The sequence below is a fragment of the Paenibacillus sp. FSL L8-0470 genome (assembly GCF_038008625.1).
Lineage (GTDB): Bacteria > Bacillota > Bacilli > Paenibacillales > Paenibacillaceae > Paenibacillus_AQ.
Window position 1 is genome coordinate 3,897,493 of record NZ_JBBOZM010000001.1, and the last position, 19,653, is coordinate 3,917,145.

Here is a 19,653-nt window from a genome sequence, read left to right on the forward strand (position 1 = left end):
ATGAAGGTTGAGAAAAACAACGTCCAAGATATTTGGCCGCTGCGGCCACTGCAGCAAGGGATGCTGTTTCATTATTTGCAGGGGGAATCCAAAAGTGAATACATGGAGCACCTTGTCCTTAGCCTGCAGGGGCAAGTCGATAACCGGCTGTTCAATGAGGCCTGGCTCGCTGTCTACCGTGCGAATGACGCATTGCGGTCCGTGTTCAAATGGGAGGGTCTCCGGTCACCTGTGCAGGTGGTGCTTCGGAGCCTTGAACCGTTGCCGGAAATCTATGATTTCACGGGCGGAATTATCCCTGATGAATTTATGGCCGTCATTTCCAGTGAAGATCAAGAGGCTCTGAAGCAGAGTAAGAGCATAGAAGAACGGATGCAGCTAACTGCAGAAATCATTGGCAAACGGAACCGTACGATGCGTTTCGACCTGACCCGGGAAACCCTAAGAATCGTATTATGTAAGTTCGACGGGGAATGCAGATTGTTCTTTACGTACCATCACATTGTGCTGGATGGCTGGAGTCTCGGCATTGTGCTGGAAGAATGGCTTCAAACCTACCGGGCACTCGCTGAAGATCAGGAAGTGTCCCTTTCAGCAAAGCCGGGAATGAAGGCTTATCTGGCTGCTGTCAAAAACTCACGCGAACCGGAACGCGAAGCGGTGTATTGGGCCGATTGCCTGCGGGATTATGAAATAAAGCAAACGATACAGCCGTTCTACAAACCCCGGCGTTCGGGATTTAAACGGGTATCCCTGAACATACCGGGAACGGCAGCGGCGGGAATGCGGCTATTTTGCCAAAACAATGGCATTTCGGTAGCCACCTTGATGAATGGTGCGTGGGGCATATTGCTCCAGCGGTTCAAACATGTTGATGATATTGTATTTGGCTCGACGTTATCCGGCAGGGGTGTTAGTCTTACCGGCATCGGGCGTATAGTCGGGCTGTTGATCAATACGGTGCCGCTGCGTCTTTCCAGCCGAAAGAGGGAAAGTGTTCAGGAGTATTTCGCAGGTGTTCATTCAGCAATCGCGGCCAGGCGTCCATATGAAATGGCTGGTCTGTCTGAGATCCGGGAATACGCTGGGATTCAAGGTACGGAGGAGTTATTTGATACCTTACTGGTCATGGAGAACTATCCGCTGGATAAGGTGCTCCTAGAGCAGCCGATGGCAGACTCAGTACCGGAAGATCTAACCGGGCAAGTTCCGTTGTCGATCAGTTCCTTTGAAATGGTGGAGCACACTCATTATCCGCTTACTCTGCTCATTCGGGAGAGCAGCGGTTTCGAAATGGACTTCATCTATGATCAGGAAAGCTATGAGTATTTTGTGGTAAATCAGATGTCACAGTGCTTTGTGCAACTGCTGCATAATCTTGTCGCGCAGCCAGAGGTCCAGGTGTCAGACATTAGGATCGCTGAACCTGACGCATTAAAAATGAACGGACTGTTGTCCGCCGCCGAACCCCTGAAGCAGTTCCGTGAACAATCTATTCCGCAGTGGTTCACCACGATGGCACGGAGCCATCCCCAGAACATTGCCATAATTCATGAGCAAGTCAAGTGGACCTATGCTGAGCTTGACCGGATGTCTGACCGGGTAGCCGCTGCACTGATTCGTCATGGAGCCGGGCCGGAGCAATATATTGGAATCGAGTCTCGGCGGAGCCCGGAGACGATCATGGGACTGCTCGCGATTCTGAAATCCGGGGCGGCTTATGTGCCTCTGCACCCGGATTATCCCGAAGAACGGATCAGGTTCATGATCGAAGATTCAGGAATGCGGCTTATGCTGTCAGACACGGATAGCCGGCTTTCTTCTATGAAATCCATAAATGTTGATACGCTGTGTTACCAAGATATCCTTGAGAAAGAAGATCCAGCACCGTTGGACAGCTTCCCTTCTCCGCATGATGGCGGACACCGTCTAGCCTGCATTGTTTATACTTCCGGATCTACCGGAAAGCCCAAAGGTGTAATGATCGAGCATAGAGGCATCGTGCGGCTGGTCAAGCATACAGAGTTTGTGAATTTCAGCATCAGCGATGTGATTTTGCCGACATGTCCGTTTGAATTCGATGTCTCCAACTTCGAGATCTGGGGGGCACTGCTGAATGGAGCGTCACTGTACCTTATGGCTCAGGACAAGCTGCTGATGCCTCAGGTATTAAAAGAAACGCTGCTCCAGCAGAAAATAAGCTTGATGTGGATGACTACACCGCTGTTCAATCAATTAGCCAGTGTGGATGCTTCGCTGTTCCGTTCCCTGCGTTATCTGATTATTGGTGGTGATACGTTGTCGCCAACACAGATTAACAAGGTGAGACAGGCCTGCCCGGCTTTGGCACTCGTCAATGGCTACGGTCCTTCCGAGAATTCGGTGCTGTCCACCACATTTGCAATTGAACGGGAATATGAGACCAGAATTCCGATCGGCAGACCTGTCTCGAACTCCACTGCATATATTCTGGACCGGGATCAACAGTTTTTGCCTGTGGGAGCAATTGGTGAACTATGCGTCGGGCTGGAAGGCGTGGCAAGAGGGTATCTGAACAATCCTGAGCTAACCGAAATCAAATTTATTCCCGATCCGCTTTATCCAGAGTACAGGATGTACAGAACAGGGGATTTGGCCCGATGGCTTCCCGATGGAAATATTGATTTTCTTGGGAGAGCCGACAATCAGGTGAAGGTTCGGGGATACCGGATTGAGCTGCAAGAAATCGAACATGAATTAAGCCGGCTGCCCGGAATAGAAGACTGTACGGTTATTATGATTCAGTCATCTGACCGGGAGAAGGAGCTGGCTGCATATTTTGTCGCGGGTGACACACTGCAAGCAGGTTCGCTAAGAAAAGCGTTGCTCGAACGGCTGCCATCCTATGCGGTGCCTACGCGTTACATGCAGCTTGCTGCGCTGCCGCTGACGATCAACGGGAAAATTGACAAGAAGGCGCTGCGCAACCTGCGGTTCTCTTCCTCAGTCACCGGAGGTACACCTGCAAAATCATTGGCCTTTATGGAAATCACGGTGCTGGAAGCCTGGAAGGAAGCATTAGGGGTGGAACAGATTGGACTTGATGCCCCCTTTTTTGATATCGGCGGGAATTCGCTCCTGACGATCCGTATCAGCGATAAGCTGCGTACCTCCACCGGTATTGAACTGTCGGTAACCGATTTATTCCGATATCCAACGGTCAGAGAGCTCGCCGCGTACATGGCGGCGAAGCAAACCGAAGGGAGTCCGAAGAACGACACCGATCATGTAGCTGTTACCTCTCAAGTAGAGCAACAGCCGATGGAAGGTGCTTCCGCAACAACCCGTGATATTGCTGTTATCGGACTTGCCGGAAGGTTTCCAGGTGCTGCCGATCCGACGAGTTTTTGGCACAATCTGCGGGATGGGAAGGAGAGCATTTCGTTCTTTTCCGATGAAGAATTGCGCGCTGCCGGAATTGCCGAGACGCTGTTGCGTGACTCCAGGTATGTGAAGGCCAAGGGGATGCTTGAGGATATCGAATACTTCGATGCGGAGTTGTTCCATTACAGTCCGCAAGAGGCCGAACTTATGGACCCGCAGCTTCGCATTCTGCATGAACTCGCCTGGGCGAGCCTGGAGGATGCCGGGTACGATCCCATGCGGTACCGGGATGCCATTGGCTTATTTGTGGGCGCAACGGTCCATTTGAACTGGGTAAACCGCCTGTTCGATTCGCTGGAGGACGATACAGAACGCTGGCGGGCGGCAAATCTTAATGTACATTCCTTGAGCATGCCCATCTCTTATAAGCTCAATCTGAAAGGTCCGTCGTTAACCGTAGAAACCGCCTGTTCTTCGTCTCTAGTAGCGGTACATCTAGCCTGTAATTCCCTGATGCAAGGAGAATCGGATCTGGCGCTGGCAGGAGGGGTGTCGATCTCAGTACCCAAGAAATCGGGCTACACCTACCAGGATGGCATGATTAAATCGCCGGATGGGCACTGCAAAGCCTTCGATGCTGATGCCAAAGGGACAGTCAGCGGCGACGGTGCAGGTCTTGTGGTGTTAAAAAGGCTGGATCAGGCTGTTCGGGATGGCGATCATATCTACGCTGTTATTAAAGGATCTGCGATTAACAACGATGGAACGCGCAAGGCTGGATTCACGGCACCTAGCGTTCAGGGACAATTAGAGGTTGTGACGGCTGCCTTGGAAGCCGCAGCCGTCCCTGCAGAATCCATCAGTTACATTGAGACGCATGGTACGGGCACCCCACTGGGTGATCCCATTGAGATCAAGGCCTTGTCCGGGTTGTTCCCCGCCTCCAATGGAACTGGAACAGCCATCGGGTCAGTCAAGACCAATATCGGACATCTCGATGCTGCTGCGGGAATTGCCGGATTCATTAAGACAGTGCTGGCACTGCATCACAAGCAGTTGCCTCCCAGCTTGCATTATATGCAGGCAAATCCAGCAATCAGCTTCGACAAAAGTTCATTGTATGTCAATGCCAAGCTTCAGGATTGGCTGCCGCCGGAAGGTTCGCCGCGCCGTGCCGGCGTAAGCTCCTTCGGAATCGGCGGAACCAACGCGCATGTCGTCCTGGAGGAGGCACCGCTTTCCGTCACCGCAGATCATGGGAACAGACAGAACCGGAGTGAGGGATCACCCGAATTGTTCCTATTATCCGCTGCGACAGAAGAAGCCTTGCTGCAAAAAACAGAAGACTTGCTCTGTTATCTCAGTTCGGCAGAAGGTCAAGAGCAACAGCTTGCTGATATCGCCTATACGCTGAATACAGGCCGTCAAGAATTGAACTGCCGGGTGGCATGGATTGCCGCGGATGCAGCTGAGCTTGCTGCCGGCCTGCGTGCTTTCCAGAGCGGAACACGCAACATTTCCCGTATCCGGGAGGCTGTGCATGTAGTATTCGCATTCCCGGGCCAAGGAACCCAGCATGCAGGAATGGCACGTTACCTGTATGATACGCAGCCGCTATTCCGGCTTGAAATGGATCGCTGTCTGGAGCTGGCCTCACCGATCTTGGCGACCGATTTGCGGTCCATCTGGCTGCCGCAGCAGGGGCCGGACTCGGGAGGGTCAACACTGCCGGCAACAGCTTTGAAGGCTATCGACCAGACCGAAATTGCCCAGCCGCTGCTGTTCATGGTGGAGTATGCGCTGGCCCGGCTTTTGCAGCATTGGGGCATCTCACAGACGGCTATGATCGGGCATAGCCTCGGTGAATACACGGCGGCCTGCATCGCAGGCGTGTTGACGCTGGAGGAGGCTATCCGGCTGGTGATCCGCCGATCCTCGCTAATGCAGCAGATGGAACACGGCGAGATGATTAGTATTGGCCTGGGGCATGAACGTTTGCTTCCACTGCTGGGCGAAAGGCCCGATCTGTCCGTGGCTGCGACCAACAGCCCGGAACTCACAGTGGTCTCGGGACCGCCCGCATCCATTCGTGCCCTGTCAGCCGAGCTGCGGCAAAACGGCCATGAGCCGTTCCGTCTGCAGGTATCGCATGCCTTTCATTCCGCGATGATGGAGCCGATGCTCGGCCCCTACAGCAAAGCGCTCCAAGAAATCAAATTGGAGGCTCCGGTAATTCCGTACATCTCCAATGTTACGGGTGGGTTCATCACAGCTGAACAAGCGGTGGACCCTGAATACTATGTGAATCATATCCGGCAAACCGTCAGGTTCTCGGAAGGCGTGGCAACGCTGGCGGAACAGCTTGAGCCTGTATTTCTGGAAGTCGGCCCGGGCCGGACGCTGGGTCAACTGATCCGCCGCAATCCGGGTATCAGCAGTAATAGTAAGATTCTTAGCATAGTACCCAAAGCCTCCGAGGCACAGGCTGCAGGTGTCCATCTGCTTCAGGCCTTGGGCGACCTATGGATGAGCGGGGTGGCTATCAACTGGGAGATAGTATTTGAGAACCGCAAAGGACGGCGGGTTTCCCTGCCGGTATACCCGTTCGAGAAGCAATATTACTGGAAATATCAGCAGGGGAAGGCAGAGAATATCCAACCGGACAGCTCGCTTTCCCGCAAACGTCCGGTTTCAGAATGGGCTTATGCCCCCGACTGGAGTGAGCAAGAGGGCCGCTCGGAAGACAAACATCCTGCCTGCAACGGACAGACGGTGCTGTTGTTCACTGAGCGGAGCCTTCTCTCTGACCAGCTTGCAGCGTTGCTGGAGGAGCAAGGGGACCGTTGGATAAAGATCTACCCCGAAGGGACCTTTCAGAGGGAATCTTCTGCTGAGTACACCCTCGATCCCGGCAATCCGGCCCATTATACTCAATTGTTTGATGTGCTTGCCGAAGCCGGGATACAGCCGCCGGAACGGATCATTCATCTGTGGAGTCTCGGGTTGGGACAAGCCGAAACCTTGGCTCAGGCCCAAGTAGCGTCCAGTCGAAACGGGGGGAATCTTGCCGACATTGAGGTGCTTAACCGCTGCCTGTACAGTGTACTGGAACTGGTTCGTGCGGCCGCTGTAGCCGTGCAAGGGAAGCCGCTGGAGCTTACGCTGGTCACAAATCAAATGGAACGGGTCTATTCGAACGACATTGTAGATCCGCTAAAAGCTACCCTGCTTGGAGTAGCCAGCGTTATCCCGCTGGAGTACCCGCATATCGGGGTGCATACACTGGATCTCGATAAGGAGTCCGCCGCCGCGAATCCCGGACTTCTGCTGACACTGCCTTTCAAAGGATCGGTTAGTAAGGCTTGTCCGCTTCCCACTCGGCAAGCGCTGCGGTCCTCACACCGATATGAACATGGCTTCATCCGGGTGCCCCTTCCCCGGAGAACCCTTCCGTCCGGCGCTTTGCGCAAGGGAGCGGTGTACCTGATCACTGGCGGACTTGGCGGAATCGGCCTTGCGCTTGCCGATTATCTGGCTAGTCAATATCAGGCCAAGCTTGTGCTGGTTAGCCGCAAGCCGCATCCGGTACAGGATCGGCTGGAACAGCTATGTGTGAGCGGAGCAAAGGTGCATGTGGAATATGCCGATGTCGCTGACCGAGCTTCGATGGAACGCATCATTTGCGCTGCGGCGGAGCGCTTCGGCCCGCTGGACGGAGTATTCCATGCCGCAGGAGTGCCGGATGGAAGCATGATCCACATCGCAACAAGAGAACAAATCGCAGCGGTGCTGCGGCCCAAAATCGCAGGTACCACAGCCTTATATGAGGTGCTTGCAGATATGCAGCAGCCACCGGCATTTCTCCTGCTGTTCTCTTCGATCAGCGGCACGTTCGGTGCTTTCGGACAGAGTGGGTACGCAGCGGCCAATGCCTTTATGGACGGATTCGCCCGTGCACATGCCGGGGAGTCGTCTGGAATGCGCGTAGTCAGCATGGATTGGGATACTTGGAAAGAGACGGGGATGGCTATCGAGGCTGTGAACCGATATAACGGCTCCGACAAAGATGATTTGGATACCCCAGCCTTCAAAGAAGGGCCTACGGACCTTCCGCTGCGCATCACCCACCCGCTGCTGACCTCCAAAAGTGAGACAGCAGGAGAGACGCAGACGGTTTATGTGTCCAGATTGTCGGCAGAGCATCATTGGGTACTGGACGGCCACCGGATGCTCGGTTCCTCCATTTTACCGGGAACAGGTTATGTAGAGATTCTCAGGGCATCGTTTGAAGAGTTAACCGGAGATACCGGCCTGAACATTGTAGAACTGTTTTTTGTGCAGCCGCTTGTAGTCGAAGAGGTATGTGAGCTAAGAACCGTTTGGTCCAAAAATAGCAGCGGCTGGGAATTCTCCATGTCCTCCATAGGAACGGCAGGAGAATGGGTACAACATGCCAAAGGCTGCGCGGAGCGCCTGGATGAGCAGACTGATCGGACACTCAGCCACGCAGAGCTCAATAAGCTCCATAACTGCCTACTGACAGCAACGGTTCCTGTAGAAGCAGAACGATCCGAGGAGGGCACGAAGGTACGCATGCAATATGGCCCTCACTGGAACAACATGCGCCGGTTCTTCCGAAACGAGAATGAAGCTGTTGCCGAATTGTCACTGCCAGAGGATCTGGCAAGGGACTCGGCTGATTACGGAGTTCATCCCGCTCTGATGGACCGGGCAACGAGCCTGCTCAACGAACAAACGGAGGACCGCCGTGCTTATCTGCCTTTTGCGTATAAGAACCTCCAGATTCTCCGGCCGTTTCCTGCTAATCTCTGCACCATTGTGCAAGAAGGGGAACAAAGTGAGGAAGCTCGGACGTATACCTGCCGCATTACCGATCTGGAAGGCAGTGTACTCATGGAGATTGAAGAATATGTCATGAGAAAAGTCCGTGACCAGTCACTGTCAGACAAGTTGCCGCTGGAACGCGCAGGAACGTTGCCTGCGTTCGGCAATTACCGGCTGGGATTAGCCGTCCCAGGTGAACTGAACAGCCTCCATATCCTGTCTGAATACCGGATACCTCCGGAACCGGATGAGGTAGAGATTAGAGTGGTAGCTAACGGCCTGAACTTCAAGGAAGTGCTGTATGCACTCGGTGTGCTCAAGCTACCGGATACCTATGGTTTCAGCTTCGGCCTGGAATGTGCAGGAACGGTAACGAGGGTGGGGGCAGGCGTAACCGGTTGGCTGCCTGGAGATGAAGTGATAGCGATAGCCGGAGCAAGCTTGGGCAAATATGCGCGAGTGCCGGCAAGCTCGGTGGTGCGCAAGCCTTCCCGGATATCGTTTGCTGAAGCGGCAACCCTGCCGATTGCCTTTATGACAGCTTACTACGCGCTAATTATCCGCGGACAGCTCTCCTTGGGCGAGAAAGTGCTGATTCATACGGCAACAGGCGGCGTGGGTCTGGCAGCCGTGCAAATCGCCCAGTGGGCTGGAGCGGAGATTTATGCAACGGCTGGCACCAAAGAGAAACGAGACTACCTGCGTTCACTAGGTATCTCGCATGTGTACTCCTCTCGGGATCTTGCTTTTGCCGACCAAATCCGTGAGTCTGCCGGAACGGTAGACGTGGTTCTGAATTCCCTGACGGGAGAGGCTGTCGAAAAAGGGCTTTCCTTGTTGGCCCCGCATGGCAGATTTCTGGAAATGGGCGTAAAGGACATTATGGAGAACAGCAAGCTGGGAATGCGGATTTTCGAGAAAGGAATTTCTGTGTCAGCCATCAGCATGGACAGCGGACTGCCAGGCTACACAAGGCTTTTCCGCGAGATTACCCGGCATGTGGAAGACGGCACTTTTACACCGCTGCCTGTGATTCCCTACCGGTTCGCAGATACGGAAGAGGCTTTCCGGTATATGGCATCGGCCAAGCATATCGGCAAAATCGTCATTACCCAGGAACATGCCGCAGCTCAAAAGCCGGAGACGGTACAGCTCCAGGGTGGAATGACCAATGCTGAAGGAATGGAAGTGCTTGAGCATATTTTATCCAAAGTCATGAGTGCAGAGTTGTCTCCCGTTCAGTGGCTGTTGTCAACGACCGACCTGAACACCCGGTATTCCTTACTTGAGGCCAACACGCCGGAGGGTATAAGACCTGCTAATAGGCCTCTTCCTGCGGGACGCAAGCGGAAACGTATGGCTAGCAGCACCGAATATGCACCACCGCTTACGCAGACGCAGAAGAAGCTGGCAGAACTGTTCATGGACTATCTGGAGCTGGAGGCGATTGGGCTGCATGACAACTTTTTCGAAGCGGGAGCAAGCTCACTTGACCTGATTCAGATTAATGCCCAAATCAATGCTTTGTCTATCAAAGATACGTCGATTGTCAAAATGTACTCCTACCCGACGATTCATCTGCTGGATGCCTATTTGTTCGCGGACAGGGAAGACCAGACGGACAAGAGCGAGGTTCTCAAAGATTCCGAAGACCGCAAAAGAAAGGCAAGCCGCTTGAAAACACTGGAGTCCATCAAGGGAAGAAGGTGACGTGATGAGTGAAGAGACCGCAGAAACCGGACTAGAGATTGCTATCATTGGCATGAGCGGTAAATTTCCGGGCGCGGATAATATCGAGGAGTATTGGAATCTGCTGATACAAGGCACATCCTCGGTAACCCAATTCAGCTTCGAAGAGCTTCGGGAACAAGGGATTTCTCCAGAACGTTTGAACCATCCCGATTACGTCAAAGCGAAGCCTTACCTGGGCAACGTATACGATTTTGATGCTTCTTTATTCGGATATGCCCCCTGGGAAGCCGAGAACATGGACCCCCAGATCCGTCTGTTCCACGAAATTGTCTATCATGCGCTAGAGAATTCGGGCTATCACCCCGACCGCTATGACGGCCAAATAGGCATGTATGCCGGGGCCCCGCTCGACCTGAAATGGACAAGTGATCATTTGTCCCGTCACGGAGACGGAGAAGATGTGCTGGAGTCGGGCATCGTGTCGAGCAAGGATTTCTTAAGCCAACTGATTTCCTACAAGCTCAATCTGACGGGACCCAGCTACACCCTGTACACCGCCTGTTCAACCTCACTCGCAGCAGTCCATCTGGCTTGCCAGGGTCTCCTGCTTGGAGACTGCAATCTGGCCGTTGCCGGGGGGGTGACACTGGAGCAGCCGGGCAAGTCGGGTTATCTCTACCAGGAGGGCACTATTTATTCTAAAAGTGGCGTTTGCCGCCCTTTCGACAGCCGGGCCGATGGCACCATCTTCGGAGAAGGCGCAGGCGCGGTGGTGCTTAAGCGCCTCTCGGAAGCTATAGAGGACGGCGACCATATCTATGCCGTGATTAAAGGCTCGTCGAGCAACAATGACGGGCGTCGAAAAGTAGGCTTTGCTGCCCCCAGCCTGGAGGGCCAGAAGGAGGTCATCCGCTCGGCCTGGAACCTCGCCGATATTGAACCGGATACCATCGGTTACATCGAAACCCACGGTACCGGCACCAAAGTCGGTGACCCGATTGAATTTACCGCCTTACAGCAAGTGTTCGGGCAGGAGAGCCAGCACCGGCCCATCGGCTCGGTCAAGGGCAACATCGGACATCTTCATGCCGCTGCCGGGATTGCCGGCTTGATCAAGACTGCTTTGTCTCTGGAACGGGAGTTGATTCCGCCGACAGCCAATTATGCTGAACCCAATCCGCTGCTGGAGATGGAGAAGTCGTCCTTTTACCTCAGCCGGGAACCTGTGGCGTGGCCTAGAGGGAAGCTGCCGCGCCGCGCAGGCATCAGTTCGTTTGGCGTTGGCGGCACCAATGTCCATCTAGTTCTCGAGGAGCCGCCTATCCGGGCACTCAGTGAGCCGGCGGAGCTTCCGGCGGTTCTGCTTCTCTCAGCCAAAAGCCCTGCTGCCCTGGAGCGGATGCAAGGCGAACTGGCAGATCATTTGGAGAACATCTCAAGCAGCGTACCGCTGGCTGATGTTGCGTTCACGCTGCAAATGGGACGGGGGCAATTCAAATACCGGCTAGCCTGTGCTGCAGCGCAGACGGAAGAGGCTGTCCGCCTTCTAAGAGGTTCTGAAGGTGTTGGAATGATTCGATCTTCTCAGGAGCATATCAACCGTCCGGTGGTGTTCATGTTCACAGGCCAAGGCTCGCAAGTCATGGGGATGGGCGCAGAGCTGTACCAGCGCCATCCGTCCTATCGCCAGGAAGTGGACCGGCTGTCGGAGCTGCTGCGGCCGAAGCTTGACCTAGATATCCGCCGCTATATCGGCGTGGCGGAGGCCAAAGCTCTGACTCTTGCTGGCACTTCCTCCGATTCGGAGCTAGACCAGACCTGGCTCGCTCAGCCCGCATTGTTCGTTTTGGAATATGCGCTTGCCCGTGCCTGGATGAAGCTGGGCGTCCGCCCTTCCCACATGGTGGGACACAGCATCGGGGAATATGTTGCGGCAACACTCGCCGGGGTTTTCACCCTTGAGGATGCTCTCGATATTGTTGTGGCTCGCGGACGACTGATGCAGTCCGCCCCAGGTGGAATGATGTTAGCCGCAGCTATCCCTGCATCTGAAGCTCGCCGTTATGTCAGTGCAGACGTATCGCTCGCAGCTATTAACCAGCCGGGGTTATGCGTATTCTCAGGCGACGAAGAAGAGCTGCGGCTGCGGCAGGAGGAGTGGAGCCAAGCGGGGATATTCACAGCAAGGCTGAACACCTCTCATGCGTTCCACTCTGCACGGATGGATGCCATTCTGGAGCCGTTCGGCGAAGTGCTCCGCTCCAAACACCTGAATACCCCCGAGCTGCCGTTCTATTCCTGTCTGACCGGAGAACCTGTCACTAGCGAGATGGCAGTGAATCCCGAGTATTGGACCGCGCAGCTTCGCGGGACGGTGAACTTCTCGGCGATGATCAGCGGCTGTCTAGCCAATGAGGACAATGTCTTCCTTGAAGTAGGCCCAGGCCAGACATTATGCCGTCTAGCGAAAGCTCAGAGCGGAAGTGACCGGCTGGTGCTGTCCAGCCTGGGGGCCACGGCAGCAACAAGTGAAGCAGTCGTTTTCGTGCAGACCTTGTCCCAGCTATGGCTGGCCGGGGTACCCGTCCAGTGGGAGCAGCTCTATCCGCCGCAGTCCCGCCGGCGGCTGCCCCTGCCTATGTACAGCTTTGACCGGCAGACCTATCTGCCCCGGCCAACACTTCCTATGTCACTCCAGGCGGCAACGGCGGAGCCGGACATTTCCTTGCTCTATCTGCCTGCATGGAAGCAGGAGCCGCTCCCGGACGCACCAAGCAATCCCCGTTCGCATCCTTTAACCTGGCTCATTCTGCGGGGAGAAGGCCGAACAGTCGAACGATGTAAAGAACGGCTTGTTGAACAGGGAGACCGCTGTATTGAGGTGCTGGCTGCCACGCAGTATCGACGGCTCGCACCGGATCTGATCGAGCTGAATCCGGTCCATGCCGGGGATTACCAGCGGCTCGCCGATGACCTGCGAAGGGACGGCATTGTCATCGACCGCATTCTCCATACCTTGATGCTGGAAGAGCAGCCGCAGCCCGGAATTCCGTCCGCTGCAGAGATGACGGGAGCATCAGCAGCCGAGCGCGGATACCTGTCGCTCATTCATTTAGTCCCCGCCCTGGATAAGGCTCTCTGCGGAGCGCAAGTCCAGCTAACAGTGGCGGCCAGCCGGATCTTTACAATCTTCGGAGCAGGAGGAGGTGAGGCGGAACGACGGGCCATCCTTGGGCCGCTCCTGGCCTTGGGCCAAGAGCAGCCCGGCTGGCAGGGCCGGCTGGTTGACTTCCAGCCTGAGGAGCCCGAAAGACGTCTGACAGACAAGCTTTGGCTGGAGCTCATGTCGCGCCCCGGTACTTCGATAGTAGCCGCTTACCGGGGCGGGACGCGGCTGGTGCAGGCTTTTGAACCATTTACAGCTCCAATTCATTTAGGCGAGCCTGCTAACTTCTCCGAAACAGCGGCAGCGACACCCGGGGAGGTTTATCTGGTTGTCTCTCCCGCTGGTGGCGCGGAGTTGATCCGCAGCTTTTTGGCAGCCCGGCCTGGTGTAGAGGTCATAGCATCCGAAGGTCTAGGATCAGATCAGCTTCGCCAGGCCATTGCGGCAGCGGCTGGTATCTGCGGCCGGATTGACGGGGTGGTATACGAACCGGAGCTGCAAGCCTTGGAATGGCGGACACTTGCGGTGTTGTCTACGGCGGTGAAACCCAAGGTTCCAGCGCCCCGCACCTTCCAGGAACTGAACAAGCTGCTGCAGAGCTGCGGTGCTGAGATCGGTTTTGGCTGGATATTATCCTCCTTATCTTCCGTAGTTGGCGGACTGGGCCTCACCGAACTGGCAGCGGCGGCAGGCGTGCTTGATGCCGCTGCGGAAGATGCGGGCAGCGGGAATATCCCCTGGCTGTCGCTGAGCCGGGATTTCATCCGCAGCACGGCAGCACCGGGTCCGGGCATTACCCGGGAACAGGAGTATGTCTTATATGAGCAACTGTGGCCGATCCGGGGACAGATCAGCCGGGCTATCATTTCTGCCCAGCCTCCAATATTCCGGTTGAAGAAAGCCTCAGAGGGACAGCCACTTCCGGCGGAAGCCCATCCCTCTGCCCATCCTTACCATGCTGCGGGCAGTCGTGAGCGCCCGGCTTATCTGGGGGCATACAAACCTCCAGTGACGGAACAGGAGGCTATCATCTGTGAGATTATAGCCGAACTGCTTGGAGTACATCCGGTGGGAGTGGACGACCATTTTTACGATTTGGGTGGACATTCGCTGCTGCTGACACGACTCCTGTCACGAATTAAGGATGTGTTTCGCGCCGAACTGCCGCTTCGTACCGTGATGGAGAATCCAACAGTGGAAGGGATGATCCACAGCTTGGTGAGCGAGTGGGGAGATGCCGGAACCGTAGCGGACATTGCAGATGCCTACCGGGAATATCAACGGCTGACCTATGAAGGTGTACAGTGAGCAGAATTTAGGACGGAGGAAGAACGATGGAACAGAGGATTGGCGTTGTAGGCTCAGGTGTGATGGGAAGCGGCGTAGCCCAGGTCTTCGCTCAAGGAGGGTACGACACGGTAGTTGTAGATGTATCAGAAGCGCAGATGCGCCGAACCCGGGAGAAGATCCGGGAGAGCCTTCGTTTTCAGAAAATGATGACGGGTGTGGCCCCGCGGGAACGTGCCGAGGTGGTGCTGGACCGCATCCGCTTCACCCAAGAGATCGAAGACCTCACTGCGTGTTCGTTCGTGGTGGAGAATGTGACCGAGAGCTGGGAAATCAAGCAGAGGGTATACGAACAGCTTAACAAGGTCTGCGCGAAGGATTGTATTCTGGGGGTCAACACGTCGGCGATTTCAATCACCCGAGTTGCTGCATTGGTGGAACACCCCGAACGGGTTGTCGGGATTCATTTCATGAATCCGGTGCCGCTCAAACCTATGGTTGAGGTCATCAAAGGATACCATACCACCCCGGAGACGCTGCAGATGACGCAGGAAATGCTGGGAACCCTCGGCAAGCAAAGTGTAATTGTTGACGACTCGGTCGGGTTTGTGACGAACCGGGCGATGATGATTTTTGTCAATGAGGCCATCTTCATGGTGCAGGAGCAGGTGGCTTCTCCGGAGGATATTGATATTTTGTTCAAGCAGTGTTTCGGGCACAAGATGGGCCCTTTACAGACAGCCGACCTCATTGGTCTGGATACCATTCTCAAGTCACTTGATGTGCTGTACGAAGGGTATAACGACAGTAAATACCGCCCTTGTCCCTTGCTCAAAAAAATGGTCGATGCCGGGCTTCACGGTATGAAATCCGGTCAGGGTTTTTATTCTTACAATTGATTACAGGAGGCTGATCCCTATGAATCATGAGGAAATCAAAGCACAGGTGACTACATTTCTTACCCGCTCACTGCGTACCAAGGAACTTAAGGAGGACGATAACATCCTGGAGCTGGGCCTTGTGCATTCCCTGTTCATGATCCAGTTGATTATGTTCATCGAGAAGACCTTTCATCTGGAGCTGGAAGAAGAGGATTTGGACATGGAAAATATCAAGACCGTCCGCGATCTGGTAGTTCTGATTGAACGCCATCAACCTACGGGAGCTGAAATCTAATGACTACGCCGCTAAAATCGACCTCCGTCCCTACCGCCCTTACCGTCCGCCAGTTTGTTGACACGCACATCCTGCCGCAGGCCGCCCAGATGGATCAGGAGCAGGAGATTCCGCGCGTATTGTTCACTGAGATGGCAGCCGAAGGACTTACAGGCCTTGCGATTCCAGAAAAATATGGGGGAACTGCCGTCGACTACGCCACACTTGGAGCCATTCATGAGGAATTGGGCCGCGGGTATGCCTCGGTGCAGAATGCCTGTACTGTGTTCGGCATGGTCTGCAAACCGCTGGCGCGGTTTGGGTCGGAAGCCCAGAAGCAAAAATGGCTGCCCGCCATCGCGGCTGGCGAGGTAATTCCGGCGATTGCAATCACCGAACCGATGGTGGGCAGCGATATTGCCAAGCTGGAGACGGAAGCGGTGCAGGAAGATGGACAAATCATCCTGAATGGCCGCAAAAAGTACATCACGCTCGGGCAAATCGCCGATTTGTTCCTGGTGTTCGCCCGCTTGAACGGGCGCGGGGTCGCTGTACTGGTGGAACGGGGAACTCCCGGTTTGCAGATTGATCCAATGCGGGGGCTGATGGGGCTGAGGGCCAATATGGTTGCCGAGCTGACCTTCGAGCATTGCTGTGTGCCTGTGGAAAATTTGGTTGGCAAAATCGGCTTCGGCTTCACCCATGTGGCGAACTATGCGCTGGATGAAGGCCGTTACACCACCGCCTGCGGCAGCGTCGGGTTGGCACAGGCCTGTCTGGAGCAAAGCATCCAGTATGCCGGTGAGCGGTTCCAGTTCGGTGAACCCCTGCGCAAGCATCAGCTTGTGCAGAAGATGCTCAGCGAAATGATTACGGAGTCCAAAGCCGCCCGCGAGCTCTGTGCCGCCGCCGGGAGACTGCGGGAGCAAGGTGATCCGGCGGCTATCACAGAGACCTTGGTCGCCAAATACCATGCTTCCAAAACGGCTGTCCATGCAGCAGATCATGCCCTGCAAATACACGGCGCTTCAGGCTGTATGAGCGGCAATCCGGTAGAACGGTTCTACCGGGATGCGAAGATTATGGAGATTATTGAGGGGACTTCACAGATGCATGAGCTGCAAATAGCACGCACCTTCCGTTTGTGACACAATGCCGCATCTTTGGCAGAAGGGTGAGGATCGGATGAACCATCAAGCAGACCTGGCTTTATTATTCCCTGGATCAGGGTCCCAATATAAAGGAATGATGCGGAGCCTCTATGAATCCTCAAGCAGGGTGCAGGACACCTTGCTTGAGGCAGATGAAATTCTCGGTTTTGAATTATCCCGGCTGATGATGGAGGGCAGCACGGTCAAGCTGAACCGGATCGGGCATATGCTGCCGGCCATCTGTGCGGCGAGTGTTGCCCATTACCGCCTATACCGGGAGCAAGGCGGACCGCTTCCAGCCTACATGGCGGGACACAGTCTGGGCGAATATTCTGCACTAATCTGCAGCGGTGCCTTGTCCTTCAGGGACGGGCTGATGCTGGTCCGCTTCCGTGCCCGACTGGCGGAAGCGGTTATGGAAGCCACGGACGGCGCCATGAGTATTATGAAATCGGTTGATCCTGCACAAGTCGCATTGCTATGCCTGAAACTGCAAGCTGAAGGGCGGGAGGTCAGCATTGCCTGTCAGAACTCCCGCAGCCAAATCGCGGTTTCCGGTCAAGACGCTGCACTGGTCGAGCTGGAGCAGCGGGTAACAGAAGCGTCAGATTATGCACAGATCAGCCACTTGATTGGAAGCGCCCCTTATCATTGTGCTCTAATGCAGCCGAGAGCCGCTGAAATGACGGAGGAACTGCTCAAGTATAACTGGAGCCTTCCGGCATGTCAGCTTCTGTCCAATGTAACCGGACGGCCTTATACATCTATCCAGGAAATGCAGGGGCTGCTGGCGCAGCAGCTATACAAACCGGTGCTGTGGCAGAACTCCATCATGTATCTGCTGGAGAACGGTGTTCAGACATTCATTGAAATGGGTCCGCAAAACATCCTCAAAACACTGATGCCCGAAATTTCTGGGCAGACCCGTGTATATGCCCATGATGAAAAGGTGGACCGGATGACCATTAGAGATCACATAGCTGCGTCTTCAGCCATTCCTGTGCCCAGGCACAAGGCTGAGACAAGTCCACCAGCCGCAGATTTGCGGCTTAAAGCAATAAGCATGTGTCTCACCCATGCCATGACCACCCGCAATAACAACCAGGCTGATGTTCCGGTTATGCCGTCCTTGGAGCTGTATACGGAAGTCAAACAGATGAAGCATGAGCTTGATCAAGGGGAAATAGCACTTGGAGAAGAGCATGTTGCCCTGGCAATATCCATGCTGCAGGCTGTGTTTGAAGATAAGCGTACCCCGGACAGTGAACGGGAGCTTCGATGGCTGCAGATCAAGGAAAAGACCGGTGTGGAGCGGCAAGCAGAGATTACTCCCATTGCAAGGAGGGGACCGGAATGAGTCTGCCTACTGTAGAAAACGAATTGCTGCATACACTGCGCGGCTTCAATGATACCGCTGCGCCTTATTCACAGGACACCACCATTGTCCAGCAGTTTGAAGCACGCGTGGCGGAGCAGCCGCTCGCACCGGCTGTATACGTGAAGGAGGCCATCTACACTTACGCGGAATTGAACCGTGCGGCGAACCGGCTGGCTCATGCGCTGCGGTCAAGCGGTGCCGGAAACGGGTCGATTGTCGCCTTAATGCTTGAGCGTTCTTTTGACATGCTGGTTGCCATATACGGTGTACTCAAAGCCGGAGCTGCATATTTGCCGCTGGATCTGGAGAGTCCGTCTATGAGGCTGCAGACCATGCTGTCTGACAGCGCCCCGGGCTGGGTCATTACGGAGGGTGGCGTTTCCCGTCCGTCTGTGCTGCCTGCAACAGCAGAATGGGTCCCGCTGGATAGTCTGGCAGACCGTGATCTGCCCGAGACGAATCTGCCGGACGGACCAGATCCAGGTGACCTGGCTTATGTAATCTATACTTCCGGTTCCACCGGCAACCCCAAGGGTGTGCTTGTGGAACATGATGCCTTGACCAACCGGATCGAATGGATGCAAAAAAACTTCCCCATTACCCGCAAAGATATCCTGTTCCAAAAAACAGTATATACATTTGATGTCTCGGTCTGGGAACTGGTCTGGTGGTCAACCGCAGGCGCTGCGGTCTGTCTTCTGCAGCCGCGCAAGGAAAATGATCCGCGCATGTTCGTGAGACTGATCGAGAAAACAGGGATCACAGTCATTCATTTTGTTCCCTCCGTATTGCGTTTGTTCCTTGAATATATCGGCAGCGATTTTGCACTGGAACGCTTGCGCAGCCTGCGGTATGTCTTTTGCAGCGGAGAAGCGTTGACCGTCCCGCTGGTTAGTCAGTTCTATCATACCTTCCCGCCCGGACAAGGATTGAAGTTGATCAATCTCTATGGTCCTACGGAAGCAGCGATTGATGTAACCTATCATGTCTGCGAGCGGAATGCTCTGGACAAACCAGTTCCCATCGGACGCCCCATTGACAACATCCGCTTGTATATTCTGAGGGATGATTTGACGCTTGCATCTATTGGAGAGACAGGACAACTGTATATCTCAGGAGTGGGGCTGGCACGCGGATATCTGAACCAGCCACAGCTAACGCTGGAGAGATTCGTGCCCAATCCCTATGAACCCGGACAGCGCATGTACCGTACAGGCGATCTCGCCTCATGGACTATGGATGGGGAGGTCATGTACGCCGGACGGGAGGACGATCAGATCAAACTGCGGGGACTCCGCATTGAGCTGGGTGAAGTGGAGAGCTGTTTGCTCCGTGCAGCCCATGTAAAAACCGCCGTTGCCGGGGTGCGCATAGGTGATGCCGGGGAACAATTCCTAACCGCCTTTGTGGTTGCGGCTGCGGGCGCGGAGCCCATTCCGGAACAGGACAAGCTGCGGGCGCTGCGCGCCGAGCTTGCTTTGTATTTGCCTGCGTATGCGATTCCGTCAGAGATCATCTGGATGGATGAAATTCCACTGAAACCAAACGGCAAGGCAGACCGGAGCCTCCTGCTTGCCATCCACGGGGGTAAGGCCGCACAAAGCTAAGGGGGCGGA

The 19,653-nt window shown here is 54.9% G+C and carries 7 protein-coding genes; all 7 read left to right on the top strand.

The annotated features are described in order from the left end of the window. From NST99_RS17555 to NST99_RS17585, 7 genes are read left to right on the top strand one after another with little or no spacing between them, the layout of a single operon-like run. The gene (locus tag NST99_RS17555) at positions 1-9,918 is read left to right on the top strand and encodes a non-ribosomal peptide synthetase/type I polyketide synthase (protein WP_341093373.1); all 9,918 of its coding nucleotides are present in this window, start codon (positions 1-3) and stop codon (positions 9,916-9,918) included. A gap of 4 nt (positions 9,919-9,922) precedes the next feature. Then, positions 9,923-14,374, top strand: a complete 4,452-nt coding sequence (locus tag NST99_RS17560; protein WP_341093375.1) for a type I polyketide synthase — start codon at positions 9,923-9,925, stop codon at positions 14,372-14,374. 26 nt (positions 14,375-14,400) lie between these two features. After that, positions 14,401-15,252, top strand: coding sequence for a 3-hydroxyacyl-CoA dehydrogenase family protein (locus NST99_RS17565; RefSeq protein WP_341093376.1), 852 nt, complete (start codon positions 14,401-14,403; stop codon positions 15,250-15,252). 19 nt (positions 15,253-15,271) lie between these two features. Next, entirely contained in the window at positions 15,272-15,529 is a 258-nt protein-coding gene (locus NST99_RS17570; RefSeq protein WP_341093377.1) for an acyl carrier protein, read from the top strand. Next, positions 15,529-16,656 carry an acyl-CoA dehydrogenase family protein gene (locus NST99_RS17575; RefSeq protein WP_341093379.1) on the top strand — a complete coding sequence of 376 codons (1,128 nt, stop codon included), beginning with the start codon at positions 15,529-15,531 and terminating at the stop codon, positions 16,654-16,656. Before NST99_RS17570 ends, NST99_RS17575 begins: the two co-directional genes overlap by 1 nt. A gap of 37 nt (positions 16,657-16,693) precedes the next feature. After that, positions 16,694-18,016 (top strand): ACP S-malonyltransferase, encoded by a 1,323-nt coding sequence (locus NST99_RS17580; RefSeq protein WP_341093381.1) that lies wholly within the window; start codon positions 16,694-16,696, stop codon positions 18,014-18,016. Further along, positions 18,013-19,644, top strand: coding sequence for a non-ribosomal peptide synthetase (locus tag NST99_RS17585; RefSeq protein ID WP_341093383.1), 1,632 nt, complete (start codon positions 18,013-18,015; stop codon positions 19,642-19,644). Before NST99_RS17580 ends, NST99_RS17585 begins: the two co-directional genes overlap by 4 nt. Positions 19,645-19,653 lie beyond the last annotated feature (9 nt).